We start from the raw sequence: 18,740 nt of genomic DNA on the forward strand, positions 1-18,740 counted from the left end.
TTAAGAGTTTTGTTCGTTATTAAAGAATTGATCGAGCGCTGATAAATCACTAATATTAACTCCTCTGGCTTTACTTCCCTCAAATGGACCAACAATTCCTGCCGATTCTAATTGATCAATCAATCTTCCTGCGCGGTTGTATCCTAATTTAAGTTTCCTTTGAAGCAATGAAGCCGATCCTTGTTGGGCGCCAACAATGATTTCTGCAGCTTCTCTAAAGAGCGTATCTCGTTCAGAAATATTCATATCAAGATTAATGCCACTATCATCTTTATCAAACTCCGGAAGCAGATAAGCCTCGGGATAAGCTTTTTGCGATCCAATATATTCAGTAATTCGTTCAACCTCGGGAGTGTCAACAAAAGCACATTGCACGCGCACAACATCATTACCATTGGTATAGAGTAAATCTCCACGACCAATTAACTGATCGGCACCTGCAGTGTCCAAAATTGTACGTGAATCAATCTTTGATGTCACTCTAAAGGCAATACGAGCAGGGAAATTCGCTTTAATAATACCTGTAATTACGTTTACCGAAGGTCGCTGTGTTGCAATAATTAAGTGGATTCCAATCGCTCTCGCAAGCTGTGCAAGCCGTGCAATTGGTGTTTCAACTTCTTTTCCTGCAGTCATAATTAAATCGGCGAATTCGTCGACAACCAATACTATATATGGTAGGAAACGGTGCCCATTTTCTGGGTTTAATTTTCGAGATTTAAATTTATCATTGTATTCTTTAATGTTTCGAACCATCGCATCTTTAAGAAGATTGTAACGGTTGTCCATTTCTATACAAAGCGAATTTAAAGTATTAATAACCTTGGTGTTGTCGGTAATAATCGCATCCTCTCCATCAGGAAGTTTTGCTAGATAATGTCTTTCAATTTTATTGAATAAGGTTAACTCAACTTTTTTCGGGTCAACCAAAACAAATTTCACTTCGGCTGGGTGCTTTTTGTACAGTAGGGAAGTAAGTACTGCGTTAAGGCCCACAGATTTCCCCTGCCCAGTTGCTCCAGCCATCAAAAGGTGTGGCATTTTGGCAAGATCCACAACAAAAGTTTCATTGGATATTGTTTTGCCTAAAGCAATTGGAAGTTCCATTTCCGCTTCTTGAAATTTGGCTGAGCCAATAACAGAGCGCATAGATACCATAGTTGGATTTTTATTTGGTACCTCAATACCAATTGTTCCCTTTCCAGGTATCGGTGCAATAATTCTAATTCCCAACGCCGAAAGTGACAATGCAATATCGTCTTCCAAGCTTTTAATTTTCGAAATTCTAATTCCCGCTTCTGGAACAATTTCGTACAAGGTTACCGAAGGTCCTACGGTAGCTTTAATTTGTGCAATTTCTATTTTATAATTCCGAAGAGTTTCAACAATTCGATTTTTATTTTCTTCTAATTCTTGTTGGTTAATCGTAATTCCGACACCCGAATATTCCTTTAATAAATCAAGGGTCGGAAATTTATAATTAGATAAATCTAGAGTTGGGTCAAATAGTCCAAAATCAGCAACAAGTCTGTTGGCCAAATTTTCCTCCACAACTTCTTCTTCGGCCGCAGTTTCTATAACAAATTCTTCAACTTTATTATTTTCACTCACTGGAACTTTTGGTTCTAATGATAAGATGGTTTCAGGTTTCATCGTTTCCACAATCGGAGGTTCCACTTTTGGGCTTTCCACTTTTGGTAAAACAACTTCTTTTTTAATTTCCGAATGGTGACTAATCGTTGGTTTTAAACTTTCTTTATTTATTTCAAATTTGGACGCTGGCTTTTCTTTTGCAATTGGTTCAAAAGAATCCTCGGCATTGTCATCAACCGCATATTCTTCTAAATTATAAGCATCAGTAGCATTTTCGGCTACTGGCATTCTCGCTTTGAAGTCTTCTTTTTTCTTTTCGAAATAAGTGGCAACTTTATCCGTAGACAATTCAAATTTAGCTACTAGAAATATTAGCAATGAAAATATTAAAACTATCACAGTCCCCGAATATCCCAGAAAATCCTGTAAATAAAGACTGATCTCGTAGCCAACCGTTCCACCTAATTCTGGTAAGGTTGATGCAAAAAATCCACAGAACACAGAGATGAGTACCATTGCAAATAAGTCCCAAAACCAAATTAATTTTAATTTTTGTAATGAAACATCCAAAACTACAGAAAGACCAGTCAGGAAAAATAATTTTACAAATAGAAAAGAAGCGACTCCAAAACCTCTAAAAATGAAAAGATCAGCAAGGTAGGCACCAACTTTTCCGAGCCAATTGCGTGTATGCTCAGATCGATCATCAAATACTGCCAATGTGCTTTGGTCCTGAGTACCATAAATATAAAATGAAACAAAAGCTAATAATAGCGCCAATGAAAGAACAATAAGCAATATTCCAAACACCAACTTATATTGCTTCAATCTTTTCTTCTTGACTTCTGGACTAACAGTTGTAGCTTTCTTAGAAGTAGAATCTTTTTTAACCGTTTTTGCCATTGCACGAGGTACGTTATAATATTTAATATAAATGTGAAGCTAACTTTTTAAAAAATGTAAGGCCAATAAATTAATGCACCAACAATTAATGCTGCCGTAGCTGCAAAAAACACTGCTCCAGCGGCAATATCTTTAATGAAACCTATAGTTTTATGGAATCCTGGATGAATAAAGTCGGCAATTTTTTCGACTGCGGTATTTAGACCTTCAACGGCAAGGACCATTCCTGTCGCCATTGTTTGCATAATCCATTCTTCACGACTAATATCAAAATAGAATCCTGCGCCTACTACAAGCATACCTATAGCCAATTGAGCCATGATGCTATGCTCTGTTGTAATAAGTTTATATGCTCCCTTATATGCGAAGGAAAAACTTTTAATCCGTCCGGAAATAAAAGAAGTGTCTTTTTTAAATTCCATGTAGACTATAGTGCCGCAATCGCTGCGTCGTAATTTGGCTCATCTGCAATTTCACTAACTTGCTCAGTATAGATAACTTTCCCATTGCTATTGATAATTACAATTGCACGGGAATGCAATCCTTGCATAGGACCATCAGCGATGGTAACATTGTAGTCCTTGCCAAATTGACCTTCTCTGAAATCAGATAAGTTTGTTACATTTTCTATTCCTTCAGCGCCACAAAATCTCTTTTGAGCAAAAGGTAAATCTTTTGAGATGCAAAGCACTTCTGTATTTTCCAAAGCTGCAGCTTTCTGATTAAAAGCGCGAACCGATGCTGCGCAGACACCGGTGTCAACGCTGGGAAAGATATTTAAAATTAAATTTTTTCCAGCAAAATCTTTCAATGATTTAGTGACAAGATCTGTATTAACTAAAGTAAAATCAGGAGCTTGAGTATTTAATTCAGGTAACATTCCCAATGTATTTACTTTCGATCCGTGTAGTGTTATTGAAGCCATTTTTATATAATTTTTAGATTTTCAAAAGTAAGAAAAATAAATGTGATGCCGTAGTTATAGATGACGAAACCCCAAAAAATATATCAGTAAAAAATACCTATAAAAAAAGGCGCTTTTATAAAAAGCGCCTTTAAATGAAACAAGTTCCTTAATCTTATTGATCTATAGAACCCAATACTCTCTTCATAAATGTATTGAGAGCTTCTTTTTGTGGAGTACCATCCTTGATCATCTTATCTACTTCGATTGCTCCGTACATATTTGAAATTAATTCGGCAATTACATCTATTTCTTCATCTTTAAGAGAAGATACTTCAGTTAATGCTTCCAAAACTTCAATAGCTTCTACTAAGTAATCTTGATCATTTTCTTCTATAAACTGCGTAAGATGCTTTATTACAGGTAGTTTCATAGTACTATTTGTTTTTTATTTCAGTAACTAGATCTCCCAAAATCTCTGCTTTATTTGTCTGAGTCTCATTTACAAGAACTCCATTATGAAATGTTGCAAAAGTTGGAAGATTACTCACATTGGCGAGCTTCCTAGATTCTGGTGATTTCTCTGCATCTACAATTACAAATGTCATATCATCATTTTCTGTAGCCATTTTTTTAAATTTTGGCTTCATAATACGACAGTTACCACACCAGCTAGCAGAATACTGAACAACTACTTTATTGTTTTCGCTAACTAGAGTAGCCAAAGTGTCTTCGTTTAATTCAATTAACATATTGTAATGATTTATTAATTAGTTACTCAAATAGCTTGCAACACCTTCTCTAGTTGCAAACATTGCATCTTTTCCTTCTTCCCAATTTGCTGGACAAACTTCTCCGTTAGTTTGAACGTGTGTGTAAGCGTCGATCAGTCGGATATATTCTTTAACATTTCTACCAAGTGGCATATCATTTACACTTTCGTGGAAAATTTTTCCTGTCTCATCAATCAGGTACGTTGCACGATACGTTACGTTTGAACCTTCAATCATAACTGAGTCAGTTTCTTCGCTATATCCTGTTGATTCAATGTCAAGAATTCCTAAGATGTTAGATAAGTTTCTGTTAGTATCAGCAAGAATTGGATACGTTACTCCCTCAATTCCACCATTATCTTTTGCTGTATTAAGCCAAGCAAAGTGAACCTCTGCAGTATCGCAAGAAGCTCCAATTACAATAGTATTTCTTTTTTCAAATTCTCCCAAAGCATCTTGAAAAGCATGAAGCTCAGTAGGACAAACGAATGTGAAATCTTTTGGATACCAAAACAATAACACTTTCTTGTTGTTGTTTGTAGCTTCTTCAAAAATGTTGATTTTCATATTATCACCCATTTCAGAAATAGCATCTACTGCAATACTTGGAAATTTTTTACCTACTAATGACATAATTTATAAATTTTGATTATTAATTTCTTTTACAAAAGTACCACTATTATACACTTATTTGAATAAATTCTGATTATACTTTTTTATGATGCTATAGATTTTGTTGATGATAAATAGTCTCCAGTAAGCAGTCTAATTTTTATACTAAATGCAGCAAAAATCAAAGTCATAAATGGACTTATGAGATTGAAAAAAGCATAAGGCAAGTAGTCGAGAGTATTTACACCTAAAGTACTTGCATGATACGCACCACAAGTATTCCACGGAATTAGTACTGAACTCACAGTTCCCGAATCTTCTAAAGTTCTACTTAAATTTTCTGGAGCAAGACCTTTATCCTCAAACGCTTTACTAAACATTTTTCCTGGCACAACGATAGCTAGGTATTGATCTGAAGCGGTAATATTTAGCGTTAAGCAACTTCCCACAGTAGCGGCAAAAAGTCCAAAAGTAGATTTTGCCAAACTCAACAAGGTTCTACTAATTCGCGCAAGCGCACCGATTGCATCCATAATTCCACCAAAAACCATTGCGCATAAAATTAACCAAACGGTGTTTAGCATTTTCTGCATTCCTCCAGAAACATACAGATCTTTTAAAGTTTCAACTTTCGTCGGAATAATGGATTCAACAGTGATAGCATTCAAAATACCTTTATAAGCATTTTCAATTGTTAGCGTTGTTCCGCCCGAAAGCATCAATACAATATGCGGTTGAAAAATTACTGCAAAAACTGCCGCGAGCAAGGTTCCGAGCAACAGTGCAATAAGCGGTTCGGTTTTTTTTGCAATCAATCCAATAACTATCACAGGAACTAGAAATAGGAGCGGAGTAATATTAAATGAACTTTTGATATCATTTAGAAGTACTGAAGAATCTGCAACTCCGGAGGTTTCAACGGTAAGACCAAGAATGATAAAAATGATGAGGGTAATAATATAGGTAGGAACTGTGGTGTACAGCATATATCTAATGTGAGTAAACAAATCTGTTCCGGCCATTGCAGGTGCCAGATTAGTGGTATCAGACATCGGCGAAAGCTTGTCACCAAAGTAGGCTCCTGAAATTACCGCTCCAGCTACCATTCCTAAAGGAAAACCCAAAGTTCCTCCGATCCCAATTAGCGCAATTCCCACAGTTGCAGAAGTTGTCCAAGAACTCCCTGTGGCGATTGAAATTATTGAACATATAAGTAAAGTAGCTGGCAAGAAAATGCTGGGATTTAAAATTTGCAGCCCATAATAAATCATTGCAGGAATAATTCCGCTTACTAACCAAGTTCCTGCAAGAGCTCCAACCATCAGCAAAATTAATATTGCTCCCGCGCTAGACTTGATATTTTCTGAAACTTCTTCAATCATTTTTGCAAACTTGACCTTATTGAAAAAGCCAACTACAGCTGCAACTCCGCCACCTAACAATAAAATAAATTGATTACTTCCGCTCAAAGCGTCATCACCAAAGACAAACACGTTATATCCAAGCATTCCTACAAGTGCGACAACAGGAATAAGAGCTTCCCAAATATTTAATTCTTTATTATCGGTGATTGATTCGTTCATTTATAAAAATTTATGCTGCAATGTAGCAAAAAATCTTGTTTTATCTTCACGAGTTTAAAAATTCAATTATGCAGAAATTAAAGCGATAATTACGCATTTTGCCTCAAGGCAGCGCAAAAAAAATCCGCTTTAGAAAGCGGATTAAATTGTATTTTCTATATTTTAGATAGTAGCAAAATCTTCTTTGTGAAGTACTCCAACTTCCATCATACATTGCTTCATCATTTGATAAGTGCGCTCAATATCATTGTCAAGACCTATAGAAAATCTGATGAGTCCATCGCTAAGTCCCATTGCTGCTTGTTCGTCCGCTGGAATTTCAGAAGAAGTTGAACTTCCTGGAGCACTAAAAAGAGTTTTATAAAAACCTAAACTTACCGCTAAGTAACCTAAGTTTTTCTCTTGCATTAATTCCATTAACTCATTTGCTTTTTCAAGACTCCCGGCATCAATCGTCATCATTCCTCCAAAACCGTATTCAGGATTAATCATTCCTTTATATAATTCGTGGCTTGGATGGCTTGCTAATCCTGGATAAACAGTTTTCAATCCGTCTTTTTCAAATCTTTCGGCAAGGTAATTTGCGTTGTGGCTATGTTGCTTGATTCGTAGGTGAAGCGTTCTAAGGTTTTTCATTACACTTGCAGATCTCATACTATCCATAGTGGGGCCTAAAAGCATACTTGCACCAGAATTTACGCATTTTAATGAAGCAATAAATTCGTTAGAAGCACAAGTTACACCCCCTACAGTATCGCTACTTCCGTTGATGTACTTAGTAAGGCTATGAATTACGATGTCTGCTCCAAGTTTGATTGGAGAAACGGAAAGAGGTGAAAATGTATTGTCAACAACCAATGTAAGGTTGTGTCTTTTTGCAATTTTAGACAAACCTGCAATATCTGCAACCTCAAGAAGTGGGTTACTTACAGTTTCGCAGTACAAAACTTTTGTGTTTTTTGTTATTGCTTTTTCTACTATTTCCAAATTAGTGATATCGACAAATGCAGTCGAGATTCCCATTCTTGGTGCAAAATTTTTCAAAAACGCATAAGTTCCACCGTAAATTGTACGACTAGATACAACGTGATCTCCATTTCCGCAAAGTTGCAGTAACGTGGGAGTAATTGCACCCATGCCTGAAGCGGCAACATTGGCGCTTTCGGTGCCTTCCATCGCTGCCATTGCTCTGTCTAGATATAAATTACTTGGCGAAGAGTGTCTTGAGTATAGATAACAACCTTCTGCATTTCCTTCAAAGGTGTCAAACATTGTTTTTGCTGAAAGAAAGGTATAGGTTGAAGAATCTGAAATTGATGGATTAACACCACCAAATTCACCAAAGAATTGTAAGTCCTGAATATTATCTGCGGGATCAAAGTTCATAATATATAGTTTGTAGGGTTTAGATAAAATATTAAATATTATTCAAATAAAAGCAATACCTGATATAAAGTCAACCGAATCGCAAAAATTTAGACTTTAAAACTATTAAAATTAGATTATATAAAATATCTTTACGCTGATAACCAGAACTACGAACTTTTAGCGAAATTATAATATGACATTAGATGCAATTGATAAAAAATTATTGACGCTTTTGCAAAATGATAGCAAAGGCACCACAAAAGAGCTTTCGCTAAAGTTAAATCTATCTGTAACCGCCGTATATGAACGTGTAAAAAAGCTAGAGCGTCTTGGCATTATTGACAAGTATGTTGCTCTATTAGATCGCGAAAAGATAGAAAAAGCTTTTGTGGTTTTCTGTCACGTAAAATTATTGCAACACACAATTGAATATTTAACCTCGTTTGAAAGTGATGTTGTCATGCTGGACGAAGTGCATGAATGTTTTCACGTTAGCGGCGATTATGATTACATATTAAAGATATACGTCAAAAACATGCAAGAATATAGAGAATTTATGGTTACCAAATTAACTACTTTAAAGCATATTGGAAGTACACATAGCACTTTTATGATTTCGGAAGTAAAAAACTCTACTGCTTTTATACTTTAATTTTTCGCTTTCGCTAAATTTATAAAGATTGCGTATTATCTACCTCCTAAATTCTCATGATAGATTTCTACAAAGATAAAAAACTACCAAATTGTCTTTTAAACAAACAAAATTTCTTAATTTTGCCACTCAAAATTTTATTAAACTAAATAATAAAAATTATATTATGAGTTCATTTGATGTTGTCATTATCGGTTCTGGACCTGGCGGATATGTTTCTGCTATTCGTTGTGCACAATTAGGTTTCAAAACGGCCATCATAGAAAAATATTCTTCCCTTGGCGGTACTTGTCTTAATGTAGGCTGTATTCCATCAAAAGCTTTGCTGTCTTCTTCTCATTTATATGAAGAAGGAATGAAGCATTTTGAGCCAAACGGAATTGAAATCACTGGAGAACTTAGAGTTAATTTCGAAAAAATGGTTGCTCGCAAACAAGCGGTAGTAGATCAGACAGTTGGAGGAATTAATTTTTTGATGAATAAAAATAATATCACAGTTTTTGAAGGAACAGGATCTTTTGTGGATGCTACTCACGTAGAAATCGCAAAAGCTGACGGTACTGCCGAAACTATTGAGGGAAAAAATATCATTATTGCTACAGGTTCAAAACCGTCTAATCTTCCTTTTATCAAACTTGATAAAGAAAGAATTATCACTTCTACCGAAGCTTTAAAACTTCCAGAAGTTCCTAAACACCTTGTAATTATTGGTGGCGGTGTTATTGGGATTGAACTTGGACAAGTTTATTTACGTCTAGGAGCGAAAGTTTCTGTTGTTGAATATCTTGACCGAATTATTCCAGGAATGGATTCAGCTTTATCAAAAGAATTGACAAAAGTCTTGAAGAAAGCTGGAATGAAATTTTACGTTTCTCACAAAGTGCAAGGTGTCGAAAGAAATGGAGACGAAGTAGTAGTAACAGCAGAAAATGCAAAAGGAGAAACAATTACTCTTGAAGGCGACTACGCTTTGGTTTCTGTAGGTCGCAAACCTTATACTGATGGATTAAAAGCTGAAAATGCTGGCGTAAAAATTACAGACCGTGGCATGATTGAAGTAAATGATCACTTACAAACTGCTACTGCAAATATTTACGCAATTGGTGATGTTGTTCGTGGTCCAATGCTTGCACACAAGGCAGAAGAAGAAGGTGTGATGGTTGCTGAGCTTGTCGCTGGACAAAAACCACATATTGACTACAATTTAATTCCTGGTGTTGTTTACACTTGGCCAGAAGTTGCAGCAGTTGGAAAAACAGAAGAGCAATTAAAGGAAGCAGGTACAAAATATAAGGTTGGAAGTTTCCCTTTCAAAGCATTAGGACGTGCTCGCGCTAGCGGGGATCTCGATGGATTTGTGAAAATTCTTGCTGACGAAAAGACAGATGAAGTTTTAGGAGTTCATATGATTGGTGCAAGAACTGCTGATCTTATTGCTGCAGCTGTAACCGCTATGGAATTTAGAGCTTCTGCCGAAGATATTTCTAGAATGTCTCATGCGCACCCTACATTTGCAGAAGCAATAAAAGAAGCAGCATTAGCCGCGACAGAAAATAGACCATTACATATATAAAAAAATTATATTTGAATAATTTTAAAAAACCCGTATTTTGCGGGTTTTTTATTTTATAAGAAATTTTTAAAATTCAATTTTTGTGAGAGAAACTATAAGACATACTTTAGAAAATCCAGCTCTTTTTAAACAGCAGTTACTGCAATGGTCACAACAATTTCGCGCAATTGCATTTCTTGATAGCAATAATTTTTTGCAAAAATATACTAGCTATGGTTGTATTGTTGCAGTAGACGCATTTACTTCATTACAAACAGATTATAGCAACGCATTTGAAGAGTTAAAAGAATACCAAGAAAAGATTGGTGATTATATTTTTGGACACTTAAGTTATGACTTAAAAAATGCAACAGAAAATATTAAATCATCCAATTTTGATGGATTAGGATTTTCGGATCTTCATTTTTTTCAACCTAAAAAGATCTTCAAAATTCAAGATTCAGAATTAGTAATGAGTTATTTGTTTCTTTGTAACGATGAGCTTCAAAGTGATTTTGAGGAAATACTATCTGAAAAAATCAACTTAGATTCTGCTAACAAAGTTTCTGATCTCAGTATTCAAGCACGAATTTCGGAAGAAAACTATTTGGCGAAAGCCTCCAAAGTTTTAGAACATATACAGCGAGGAGATATTTACGAAATGAATTTGTGTATGGAGTTTTTTGCAGAAAATGCTAAAATAGATCCATTTCAAATCTATCAAAATTTAAACGAAATTTCGCAGCCGCCATTTGCTGCATTTTATAAATTAAATGACAAATATTGCCTTTGCGCATCTCCCGAAAGATATATTAGAAGAGAGAACAACAAAATAATTTCGCAACCAATCAAGGGAACTGCGAAGAGAGGTTTGGAAATTATTGAGGATAATGCGATAAAGAACTTGCTTTCGCAAAATGAAAAAGAACGGTCAGAAAATATTATGATTGTGGATCTAGTTCGAAATGATCTCTCAAAAACTGCAGTCAAAAGTAGTGTAGAAGTAGAGGAGCTTTGCCAAATGTATACTTTTAAGCAAGTGCATCATTTGATTTCAACTGTAGTTTCGGAAGTAGATTCTGCTACTTCTGGAGCAGAAATTATCCGCACTACTTTTCCGATGGGAAGTATGACAGGAGCGCCAAAACTGTCGGCAATGGAAATTATCGAAAAATACGAAGAGACAAAGCGTGGACTTTACAGCGGCTCTATTGGCTATTTTGAACCCAATGGCGATTTTGATTTTAATGTAGTAATTCGCTCAATTTTATATAATAAAACTGCTAAATACGTTTCGTTCTCTGTTGGAAGTGCGATTACGGCAGCCTCAGTAAGTGCTTTAGAATATGAGGAATGTTTGCTCAAAGCAAATGCAATGAGGCAAGTGCTTCAATAAAAATAGCGGTATCTTTCTAACCATAATTTCAAATAAAATGTTGAAGGAACTTTTTATAAAACATATAAACGAGAATTTTAGCTTTCTTAAAAATGGAAAATCAATTATCGCCGTCAGTGGAGGACTAGATAGTATGGTGCTTCTTCATTTAACGCAAGCTGCCAAACTGCAGATCGCGGTTGCGAGCTGCAATTTCAACTTGAGAGGAGCAGAGAGCGACGGAGATTCTGAGTTTGTAAAAGAGTATTCACAACAGCATTCTATTCAAATGTTTGCAACTTCTTTTGACACTTTAAAGTTTGCCACAGAACATAAATTATCCACTCAAATGGCCGCGAGAGAACTTAGATATTTATGGTTTGAAGAAATTCGGCAAGAAAATAATTTTAATTATATTTTAACCGCGCACCATTTAGATGACAATCTAGAGACATTTCTAATCAATCTTTCAAGAGGGAGCGGAATCGACGGATTGATTGGTATTCCCGCTATTTCAAACGCAATTATCAGACCTATTTTACCTTTTAGTCGTGAGCAAATTCTCGAGTACGCTTTACTAAATAACATTGTGTGGCGGGAAGATAGTAGTAATACTGACAATCATTATTTGCGAAATTCAATTCGACAGAAAATCACTCCCGAATTAAAAAATCTCACTGGCAATTTTTTGCAGTCATTTCAAAATTCTCAAACGCATTTGCAGCAAACACAATCGATGGCAAGAGATGCATCAGTCTTAGTTTATAAGCAGGTAGTTGAAGTGGAGGAGAAGAGAATAAAAATAAAATTAAGTGAATTGCTTAGGTTAGAAAACTATCAAGCGTACTTATATGATTGGCTGCACTCTTTTGGTTTTACGGCTTGGCAAGATATTTACAATTTAGTTGGTGCACAGTCTGGCAAAATAATTACATCGCCTTTTTATAATTTGCTAAAAGATCGTGAATACTTAATTCTTTACAAGAGCGCAGAAAGTTCTAATTATTTAAGTTTTTATATTGCAAATGATGTAACGAAAGTTAATAATCCTATAAATCTCGAGTTTTCTTACGAGCCGTATGATAGCAAATTGGATTCAAATTGTATATTTGTGGACCGCGAGAAATTGCACTTTCCACTAGAATTACGTGGATGGAGAGAGGGAGATTATATTATTCCTCTTGGAATGACTGGCAAAAAGAAATTAAGTAAATTCTTTAAAGACGAAAAAATAGCGCAAGACCAGAAAGAAAAAACGTGGTTGCTCTTATCAAATGGAGAAATTGTTTGGGTCATTAATCACCGGCTTGACGATCGCTTTAAAGTTACTTCTAATACAACTCAAATATTAAGAATTAAATTAACCTAATGAAAAAACTGTATTTTTTATTTTTTGCACTTGTAGCTTTCAGCTCATTACAAGCCCAAATTTTAGACCCGTCCAAATGGACTAGCCGAACAGAGAAAATTTCCGGAAATGAATTTAACCTAATATTTGAAGGTACAATAGAAGATGGTTGGCACATTTATTCGCAATGGACGCCAGATGGAGGTCCTTTACCTATGGAAGTTACCATCAAAAATGCAAAGAATAATTTCCAACTCATTGGAAAAGCACAAGAAAGTAAAACAAAGAGACAGTTTAATCCAGTTTTTGAAGTTGACGAAATATATTGGGATAAAAAGGTTACAATTACTCAAAAAATTAAAGTAATTAACGAAAAACTAGCTTCGATTGACGCCGTCTTAGAATTTCAAATTTGTAAAGAATCTTGTATCAATCAAGATAAAAGCTTTACGTTTAAACTTCCAAAAATTGTTCTTCCTGCCGCAGCTGATGGACCTGAAGTAAAGAAGGAAGAAGTACCAAATGAAAAAATAACTGAAATTGTGGCAATTGACACTGCTGCAGTAGTGACAGAAACAGCTGTTACTTCTACTAATGCAGAAGGTGCGGTTGCACTGCAGAAAGCTGAATCAAAACAAAACGGTCCAGAAAGCAGATCAAAAAAGGATGAGAGTAAAGGATTATTAATGATTTTCTTTCTTTCGTTCTTGGGAGGATTCGCAGCATTGCTTACACCTTGCGTGTTTCCGATGATTCCAATGACTGTAAGTTTCTTTACAAAACAAAGTAAAACAAAAGCACAAGGAAAACGCAATGCGATTATTTATGGACTATCAATTATCGCAATATACTTAGTTTTAGGTTCTGTTGTTACCGGAATATTTGGAGCAGAAGCCCTTAATGCACTTTCTACAAATGTCTGGTTTAATGTGATTTTCTTTCTACTACTAGTCGTCTTCGCAGTTTCTTTCTTGGGCGCTTTTGAAATTATGTTGCCTAACTCATGGGCAAATAAAGTTGACAAGCAAGCAGATAGAGGCGGAATCGTTGGTATCTTATTTATGGCACTTGCTCTTGCAATTGTATCTTTTTCTTGTACAGGACCAATTGTAGGAACTCTATTAGTTGAGTCTGCATCCAAAGGTGGAATTGCTCCAATCATTGGGATGTTAGGATTCTCAACCGCGCTTGCGTTGCCATTTATGTTATTTGCAATGTTCCCGGGATGGTTAAACTCTATGCCAAAATCTGGTGGATGGTTAAACACTGTAAAGGTATCCTTAGGATTTCTTGAGCTTGCTTTGGCTTTCAAATTTTTGTCAAACGCAGATCTTGTTTTGCAATTACATTATATTGAAAGAGAAGTATTCTTAGCAATTTGGATTGCAGTATTTGGTGCTTGGGCTTTATATCTTTTTGGAAAAATTACCTTACCGCATGACAGTCCATTGACGCATATTTCTGTAGGTAGATTATGTTTAGGTCTAGTTGTTTTAGCATTTACAGTATATATGATTCCTGGATTATTTGGTGCGCCACTTAAATTGATTAGTGCATTCCCACCACCGCAAACGTATAGCGAAAGTCCAAATGGCTTTATGGGCGGAGGCGGATCGGCACCAGCCGAATCAGATTTACCAGAATTTGCAGAGTATGGTCCTCACGGAATAGTTTCGTTTACAGATTATGAAAAAGGGATGGCTTACGCCAAAAAAATAAACAAACCAGTACTTATCGACTTTACCGGATTTGCTTGCGTAAACTGTAGAAAAATGGAAAACAATGTCTGGACTGATCCTCACGTATTAAAAGTTTTGAAAAATGACATAGTTTTGATATCTCTATACGTTGATGACAAAAGAGATTTGCCAAAAGAAGAGCAATTCGTGTCTCCAAATAGCGGAAAGAAAATCGTTACAGTTGGAAATAAATGGAGTGATTTTATAATCCATAGATACGAAACTAACACACAACCTTTCTATGTACTCGCAGATGTTGAAGGTAATAACCTCAATGATCCAATTGGATATACTCCCGACATTGAAGAATATAAGAAATGGCTTCAGGAAGGTATTTCAAACTTCAAATAACAACATGATTATTATTATTAATTCAATAAAAAAGCAGCTTTCTCAGGAAAGCTGCTTTTTTGCATTATATATATTTGGCGAAAGCCTTATTCAACTTGTTTTCCGATGTAATCAGAATTTAATAAGTATAATGCGCCCATATATTTAATTTTGAACGTCACTAAGTCTCCCACATTGTACTTGGTGTCAGAATTGGTAATATCAATCACCAACATATCCGAAGATGCGTCAAAAATAGTAATATTGGGATCTACAGCTTCTAAATATTGTGGTTGCATATCTAGCAGTCCAATATCTAAAATTGCTCGTAGAGAACTGTTATTTAAATCGGCATCATCCATCGCAACATTCACATTTCCTGCAACATTTTCGCCCAATTCACCCACCGGCACATCCGGCTTTTCGGTAATTTCAATTATTTCGGCAAAAAGTTTAAACACACTATCATGCATCCCCTCAATGGTCAATCCTGTAAAAATGTCTTTTCCAAAAAATAATGCTTCTCCAACTCGAAAGTGATTTACCGCCATCGGGCGGGCATTGCGCAACATTAACGGAATAGCAACAGAAGTTCCACCCGAAACCCACGGAATTGTTACCCCGAATTTTGCTTCAATTAACTGCTTATACAAACTTAATTGAATCAGCTTATCTTGCGTTGGCATTACACCATTTAGACAATTGAGATTTGTCCCAATTCCTCTAACTTCAATATTTGGAAGGTTTAAAACTTCACCATAAAACTGGATTAAATCATCACCCATAACTCCTTCACGTAAGTCACCCATCTCAATCATAATAATGATTTTATGAACCTTATTCTGCTTCTGAGCTGCTTCTGAAAGTAATTTTATGGTGTAGATTTCTGTGTTAAAGCTCACATCAGCAAATTCTACAATCTCATCTATACTTCGTTTGGCTGGAGGTTTTATATAAACAGTTTGGATATCAGGAGCGAGCGCCTTAATTTTTTTAAGGTTGCTTACTCTTGAATCGTGAATTTCTTTTGTGCCTAAAGCAATAATCTCCTTAAGGTAAATTTCGTTACCGCAAAGAAGTTTTGAAACGATACCCCAATCGATATTGCGTGCCGTAAAAATTTGATCTAAAAATCGGTAATTATCTTGAAGTTTGTCCCTATATAATTTTATAAAAGCCATAGTTTAATTTTGGTTGCTACTTATTTGGTTACTTAACCAAACGCATTTCGAGATACTTATTTGTAAATCCTAATTTAGTATAAAGATGAAAAGCAGGATTGTCGGGCTCGACGTGCAATGCGATATTACCTTTTACACTATCAATTGCAAATTGCATCAATTGTTTTCCGTAGCCTTTGCCACGAGCAGAACCATCCACAGCAATATAAACTAAAATATTTTCGGGAATATAGTCTTTCATTCCAGTATTGTTCAATATTACAATTCCAACAATCACATTATTGTCAAGACCAATCACGATGTTTCCGCCTTTTTCTGGATTCATAACGTAGTCAATACATTTTAAAATATCTTCGGTTTTGTCTCCATATTGCTCAAGATGTTTGAAAAGGAAAGAAGCAATGGTGTTGCGATCGTAAATTGCATTGTCGCCAGTTGAGGCATTAATTTCTATAAAATTCATTCTTTTAATTTATTTAAGTTACTCTGCACTACATCAACTGCAGCACAATCGTTATTATAATATTTGATTCTTATTGATATAATTTAGCATTTCAGGAAAATAGCTTGGTACAATTGACCAGATTCAAATTCTCAAAAAACTAGGTTCTTTGAGATATATGTTTTTTGTTACATACTTTTTGGGAGTGCAAAGTTACAAAAATAAAAATAAAGGCTCATTTTGGGATGAAATGAGCCTTTAAGGAATTGAATGTAAGATGCTGAAGTCTACTTTAAAATATGCTTACTTAATATCTGATAAACTTCATTAATATTATTTCCGCTTTTACCAAATTGCTTCTTGATCGGCGCCACTTCGTCCTTTACCCAAATTTTTAACTCGGCATCAAGATCCATAATTCCGGCGCTTTCCTTAGAGAATTTGATGATGTTTTGATAGGGAATCGAAACGTAGTCCACCTTTGTTCCAACCAAAGATTTTTCAACCAAAATCAAGCGCTTGTTAGTAAAAACAAACATATCTTTAATCATTCTAAAAGCCTTTTCGATAGTTTCTCCTTCGATTAGCAAAGGTCCAAACTCCTTTTCCACTACTCCTTGATCTACCGATGACGCATTGCCTAATATTGCATTAAATATTCCCATTTGAGTATAGTTGATTTATTAATTTATCTATTCAAATGTACCGAAAAAAATAAAACCATTTCACTTTGATTTATTTATTAAATTTAGTTTCTAAAACCTTGATATTATGCTGATAAAAGTATTTGGAAGTGCAGTTTTTGGAGTAGAGGCTACCACCATCACCGTCGAAGTCAATATGGATCCCGGTATCGGCTATCATTTGGTTGGCCTGCCCGATATTGCGGTTAAGGAAAGTAGTTTCCGGATTGCTGCCGCATTGCAAAATAACGGGTACAAAATGCCCGGAAAAAAAATCATCATCAATATGGCTCCTGCCGATCTGCGAAAGGAAGGTTCGGCTTATGATTTAACGCTTGCCGTGGGGATTCTTGCTGCGTCTGGCCAAATAAATAGCGAGGAAGTTGACAAATATATTATTATGGGCGAACTTTCTCTTGACGGAAGTTTGCAACCCATTCGTGGCGCCTTACCAATATCAATTAAGGCAAAAGAAGAAGGTTTCAAAGGTTTTTTTCTGCCGCAGCAAAATGCCAAAGAAGCAGCGATAGTTTCTGGTTTAGATGTTTACGGAGTCGAAAACATTCAGCAGATCATAGATTTCTTTGAAGGGAAAGGTACTTTAGAACCAACTATTTTTGACACACGTGCTGAATTCCATAAAACTTTGGATTTTCCAGAATTTGATTTCAGCGATGTAAAAGGGCAGGAGAGCATTAAAAGATGTATGGAAATTGCCGCCGCCGGTGGTCATAATATAATTCTAATTGGGCCACCTGGATCGGGAAAAACGATGCTAGCAAAGCGATTGCCAAGTATTTTACCTCCGATGACTTTGCGAGAAGCTTTAGAAACAACCAAAATTCACAGCGTTGCAGGAAAGTTAAAAGAGGTTGGACTTATGAATCAGAGACCATTTCGAAGCCCGCATCATACAATTTCGAATGTTGCGCTTGTCGGAGGGGGAAGTTTTCCGCAACCTGGCGAAATTTCGATGGCGCATAATGGCGTTTTCTTTTTGGACGAGCTCCCAGAATTTAAACGAGATGTTCTGGAAGTAATGCGACAACCTCTAGAAGATCGCGAAGTAACTATTTCCAGAGCAAAATTTACGGTAACTTATCCGTCATCGTTTATGCTAGTGGCAAGCATGAATCCCAGTCCAAGTGGGTATTTTAATGATCCCGATTCTCCAAATACCTCATCTCCAAATGAAATGCAGCGCTATCTCGGAAAAATCTCTGGACCTTTATTGGACCGAATTGATATTCATATTGAAGTAACTCCAGTTCCTTTTGAAAAACTTTCGGAAGAGCGGAAGGCTGAAAGTAGCTCTGATATTCGAGAGCGTGTCACCAAAGCAAGAGAAATCCAAAGTTTACGTTTTGAACAAATGGATACCATTAATTACAATGCACAAATGTCGTCGCGAAATATTAGAGAATTTTGCAAATTGGAAGACTCCTCCCTTCAACTTCTAAAAACTGCTATGGAAAGACTTAATCTTTCGGCAAGAGCTTATGATCGAATCCTGAAAGTATCACGCACTATCGCCGACCTCGAAGCTACTGAGAATATATCTTCTGCCCATATTTCGGAAGCTATTCAGTATCGAAGTTTGGATCGGGAAGGGTGGCTAGGATAATCTACCTCAAACTTTTTCACGTATTTTATAGTTGCCTAATTAGATGTGGATACTTTCTATCAGTAGATATTTTCAATT

The 18,740-nt window shown here is 35.8% G+C and carries 17 protein-coding genes; 6 read left to right on the forward strand and 11 right to left on the reverse strand.

The features are described 5' to 3' along the window. The 8 genes from SBO79_RS10500 to SBO79_RS10535 all read right to left on the reverse strand — a co-directional run bounded on the left by SBO79_RS10500 (position 1) and on the right by SBO79_RS10535 (position 7,757). Positions 1 to 2,496, reverse strand: coding sequence for a DNA translocase FtsK (locus tag SBO79_RS10500; protein ID WP_318640353.1), 2,496 nt, complete (start codon positions 2,494 to 2,496; stop codon positions 1 to 3). Positions 2,497 to 2,543: 47 nt separating this feature from the next. After that, a complete protein-coding gene (locus SBO79_RS10505) occupies positions 2,544 to 2,918 on the reverse strand; it encodes a diacylglycerol kinase family protein (RefSeq protein WP_318640354.1) in 375 nt (124 codons plus the stop codon). Positions 2,919 to 2,923: 5 nt separating this feature from the next. Then, the gene (tpx, locus tag SBO79_RS10510) at positions 2,924 to 3,421 is read right to left on the reverse strand and encodes a thiol peroxidase (RefSeq protein ID WP_318640355.1); all 498 of its coding nucleotides are present in this window, start codon (positions 3,419 to 3,421) and stop codon (positions 2,924 to 2,926) included. A 154-nt stretch (positions 3,422 to 3,575) separates the two neighbouring features. Beyond that, entirely contained in the window at positions 3,576 to 3,833 is a 258-nt protein-coding gene (locus SBO79_RS10515; protein WP_318640356.1) for a DUF6952 family protein, read from the reverse strand. Between the two features lie 4 nt (positions 3,834 to 3,837). Then, positions 3,838 to 4,152, reverse strand: coding sequence for a thioredoxin family protein (locus SBO79_RS10520; RefSeq protein WP_318640357.1), 315 nt, complete (start codon positions 4,150 to 4,152; stop codon positions 3,838 to 3,840). An 18-nt stretch (positions 4,153 to 4,170) separates the two neighbouring features. Beyond that, on the reverse strand, positions 4,171 to 4,806 hold the full coding sequence (locus SBO79_RS10525; protein ID WP_318640358.1) for a peroxiredoxin: 636 nt from the start codon (positions 4,804 to 4,806) through the stop codon (positions 4,171 to 4,173). Between the two features lie 83 nt (positions 4,807 to 4,889). After that, on the reverse strand, positions 4,890 to 6,368 hold the full coding sequence (nhaC, locus tag SBO79_RS10530; protein ID WP_318640359.1) for a Na+/H+ antiporter NhaC: 1,479 nt from the start codon (positions 6,366 to 6,368) through the stop codon (positions 4,890 to 4,892). Positions 6,369 to 6,530: 162 nt separating this feature from the next. After that, positions 6,531 to 7,757, reverse strand: a complete 1,227-nt coding sequence (locus SBO79_RS10535; protein ID WP_318643501.1) for an aminotransferase class I/II-fold pyridoxal phosphate-dependent enzyme — start codon at positions 7,755 to 7,757, stop codon at positions 6,531 to 6,533. A gap of 172 nt (positions 7,758 to 7,929) precedes the next feature. Between SBO79_RS10535 and SBO79_RS10540 the strand changes: the two genes are divergently transcribed. From SBO79_RS10540 to SBO79_RS10560, 5 genes are all read left to right on the forward strand, one after another. After that, positions 7,930 to 8,388 (forward strand): Lrp/AsnC family transcriptional regulator, encoded by a 459-nt coding sequence (locus SBO79_RS10540; RefSeq protein WP_318640360.1) that lies wholly within the window; start codon positions 7,930 to 7,932, stop codon positions 8,386 to 8,388. 166 nt (positions 8,389 to 8,554) lie between these two features. After that, positions 8,555 to 9,961, forward strand: a complete 1,407-nt coding sequence (lpdA, locus tag SBO79_RS10545; RefSeq protein WP_318640361.1) for a dihydrolipoyl dehydrogenase — start codon at positions 8,555 to 8,557, stop codon at positions 9,959 to 9,961. 82 nt (positions 9,962 to 10,043) lie between these two features. Beyond that, a complete protein-coding gene (locus SBO79_RS10550; protein WP_318640362.1) occupies positions 10,044 to 11,336 on the forward strand; it encodes an anthranilate synthase component I family protein in 1,293 nt (430 codons plus the stop codon). A 37-nt stretch (positions 11,337 to 11,373) separates the two neighbouring features. Further along, positions 11,374 to 12,684 carry a tRNA lysidine(34) synthetase TilS gene (tilS, locus tag SBO79_RS10555; RefSeq protein WP_318640363.1) on the forward strand — a complete coding sequence of 437 codons (1,311 nt, stop codon included), beginning with the start codon at positions 11,374 to 11,376 and terminating at the stop codon, positions 12,682 to 12,684. Further along, positions 12,684 to 14,753: a protein-disulfide reductase DsbD family protein gene (locus tag SBO79_RS10560; protein WP_318640364.1), complete on the forward strand. Its 2,070-nt coding sequence runs from the start codon at positions 12,684 to 12,686 to the stop codon at positions 14,751 to 14,753. The genes tilS and SBO79_RS10560 overlap by 1 nt, the downstream gene beginning before the upstream one ends. An 86-nt stretch (positions 14,754 to 14,839) precedes the next feature. On the opposite strand, the gene SBO79_RS10565 is transcribed toward SBO79_RS10560, so the two are convergent. The 3 genes from SBO79_RS10565 to SBO79_RS10575 all read right to left on the reverse strand — a co-directional run bounded on the left by SBO79_RS10565 (position 14,840) and on the right by SBO79_RS10575 (position 17,020). After that, positions 14,840 to 15,913, reverse strand: coding sequence for an alanine/ornithine racemase family PLP-dependent enzyme (locus tag SBO79_RS10565; RefSeq protein ID WP_318640365.1), 1,074 nt, complete (start codon positions 15,911 to 15,913; stop codon positions 14,840 to 14,842). A 28-nt stretch (positions 15,914 to 15,941) separates the two neighbouring features. After that, positions 15,942 to 16,376, reverse strand: a complete 435-nt coding sequence (locus SBO79_RS10570) for a GNAT family N-acetyltransferase (RefSeq protein WP_318640366.1) — start codon at positions 16,374 to 16,376, stop codon at positions 15,942 to 15,944. A 266-nt stretch (positions 16,377 to 16,642) separates the two neighbouring features. Next, on the reverse strand, positions 16,643 to 17,020 hold the full coding sequence (locus SBO79_RS10575) for a PH domain-containing protein (RefSeq protein ID WP_318640367.1): 378 nt from the start codon (positions 17,018 to 17,020) through the stop codon (positions 16,643 to 16,645). A gap of 106 nt (positions 17,021 to 17,126) precedes the next feature. Between SBO79_RS10575 and SBO79_RS10580 the strand changes: the two genes are divergently transcribed. Further along, a complete protein-coding gene (locus SBO79_RS10580; RefSeq protein WP_318640368.1) occupies positions 17,127 to 18,662 on the forward strand; it encodes a YifB family Mg chelatase-like AAA ATPase in 1,536 nt (511 codons plus the stop codon). Positions 18,663 to 18,740 lie beyond the last annotated feature (78 nt).

Source organism: Flavobacterium ardleyense (assembly GCF_033547075.1).
GTDB lineage: Bacteria > Bacteroidota > Bacteroidia > Flavobacteriales > Flavobacteriaceae > Flavobacterium > Flavobacterium ardleyense_A.

Coding starts and splice junctions, on each gene's coding strand:
- SBO79_RS10525 (WP_318640358.1), bottom strand. CDS start 4,806: ATGTCATTAGTAGGTAAAAAATTTCCAAGTATTGCAGTAGATGCTATT.
- SBO79_RS10580 (WP_318640368.1), top strand. CDS start 17,127: ATGCTGATAAAAGTATTTGGAAGTGCAGTTTTTGGAGTAGAGGCTACC.
- tpx (WP_318640355.1), bottom strand. CDS start 3,421: ATGGCTTCAATAACACTACACGGATCGAAAGTAAATACATTGGGAATG.
- tilS (WP_318640363.1), top strand. CDS start 11,374: ATGTTGAAGGAACTTTTTATAAAACATATAAACGAGAATTTTAGCTTT.
- SBO79_RS10570 (WP_318640366.1), bottom strand. CDS start 16,376: ATGAATTTTATAGAAATTAATGCCTCAACTGGCGACAATGCAATTTAC.
- SBO79_RS10565 (WP_318640365.1), bottom strand. CDS start 15,913: ATGGCTTTTATAAAATTATATAGGGACAAACTTCAAGATAATTACCGA.
- SBO79_RS10515 (WP_318640356.1), bottom strand. CDS start 3,833: ATGAAACTACCTGTAATAAAGCATCTTACGCAGTTTATAGAAGAAAAT.
- SBO79_RS10505 (WP_318640354.1), bottom strand. CDS start 2,918: ATGGAATTTAAAAAAGACACTTCTTTTATTTCCGGACGGATTAAAAGT.
- SBO79_RS10540 (WP_318640360.1), top strand. CDS start 7,930: ATGACATTAGATGCAATTGATAAAAAATTATTGACGCTTTTGCAAAAT.
- SBO79_RS10575 (WP_318640367.1), bottom strand. CDS start 17,020: ATGGGAATATTTAATGCAATATTAGGCAATGCGTCATCGGTAGATCAA.
- SBO79_RS10560 (WP_318640364.1), top strand. CDS start 12,684: ATGAAAAAACTGTATTTTTTATTTTTTGCACTTGTAGCTTTCAGCTCA.
- SBO79_RS10520 (WP_318640357.1), bottom strand. CDS start 4,152: ATGTTAATTGAATTAAACGAAGACACTTTGGCTACTCTAGTTAGCGAA.
- lpdA (WP_318640361.1), top strand. CDS start 8,555: ATGAGTTCATTTGATGTTGTCATTATCGGTTCTGGACCTGGCGGATAT.
- nhaC (WP_318640359.1), bottom strand. CDS start 6,368: ATGAACGAATCAATCACCGATAATAAAGAATTAAATATTTGGGAAGCT.
- SBO79_RS10500 (WP_318640353.1), bottom strand. CDS start 2,496: ATGGCAAAAACGGTTAAAAAAGATTCTACTTCTAAGAAAGCTACAACT.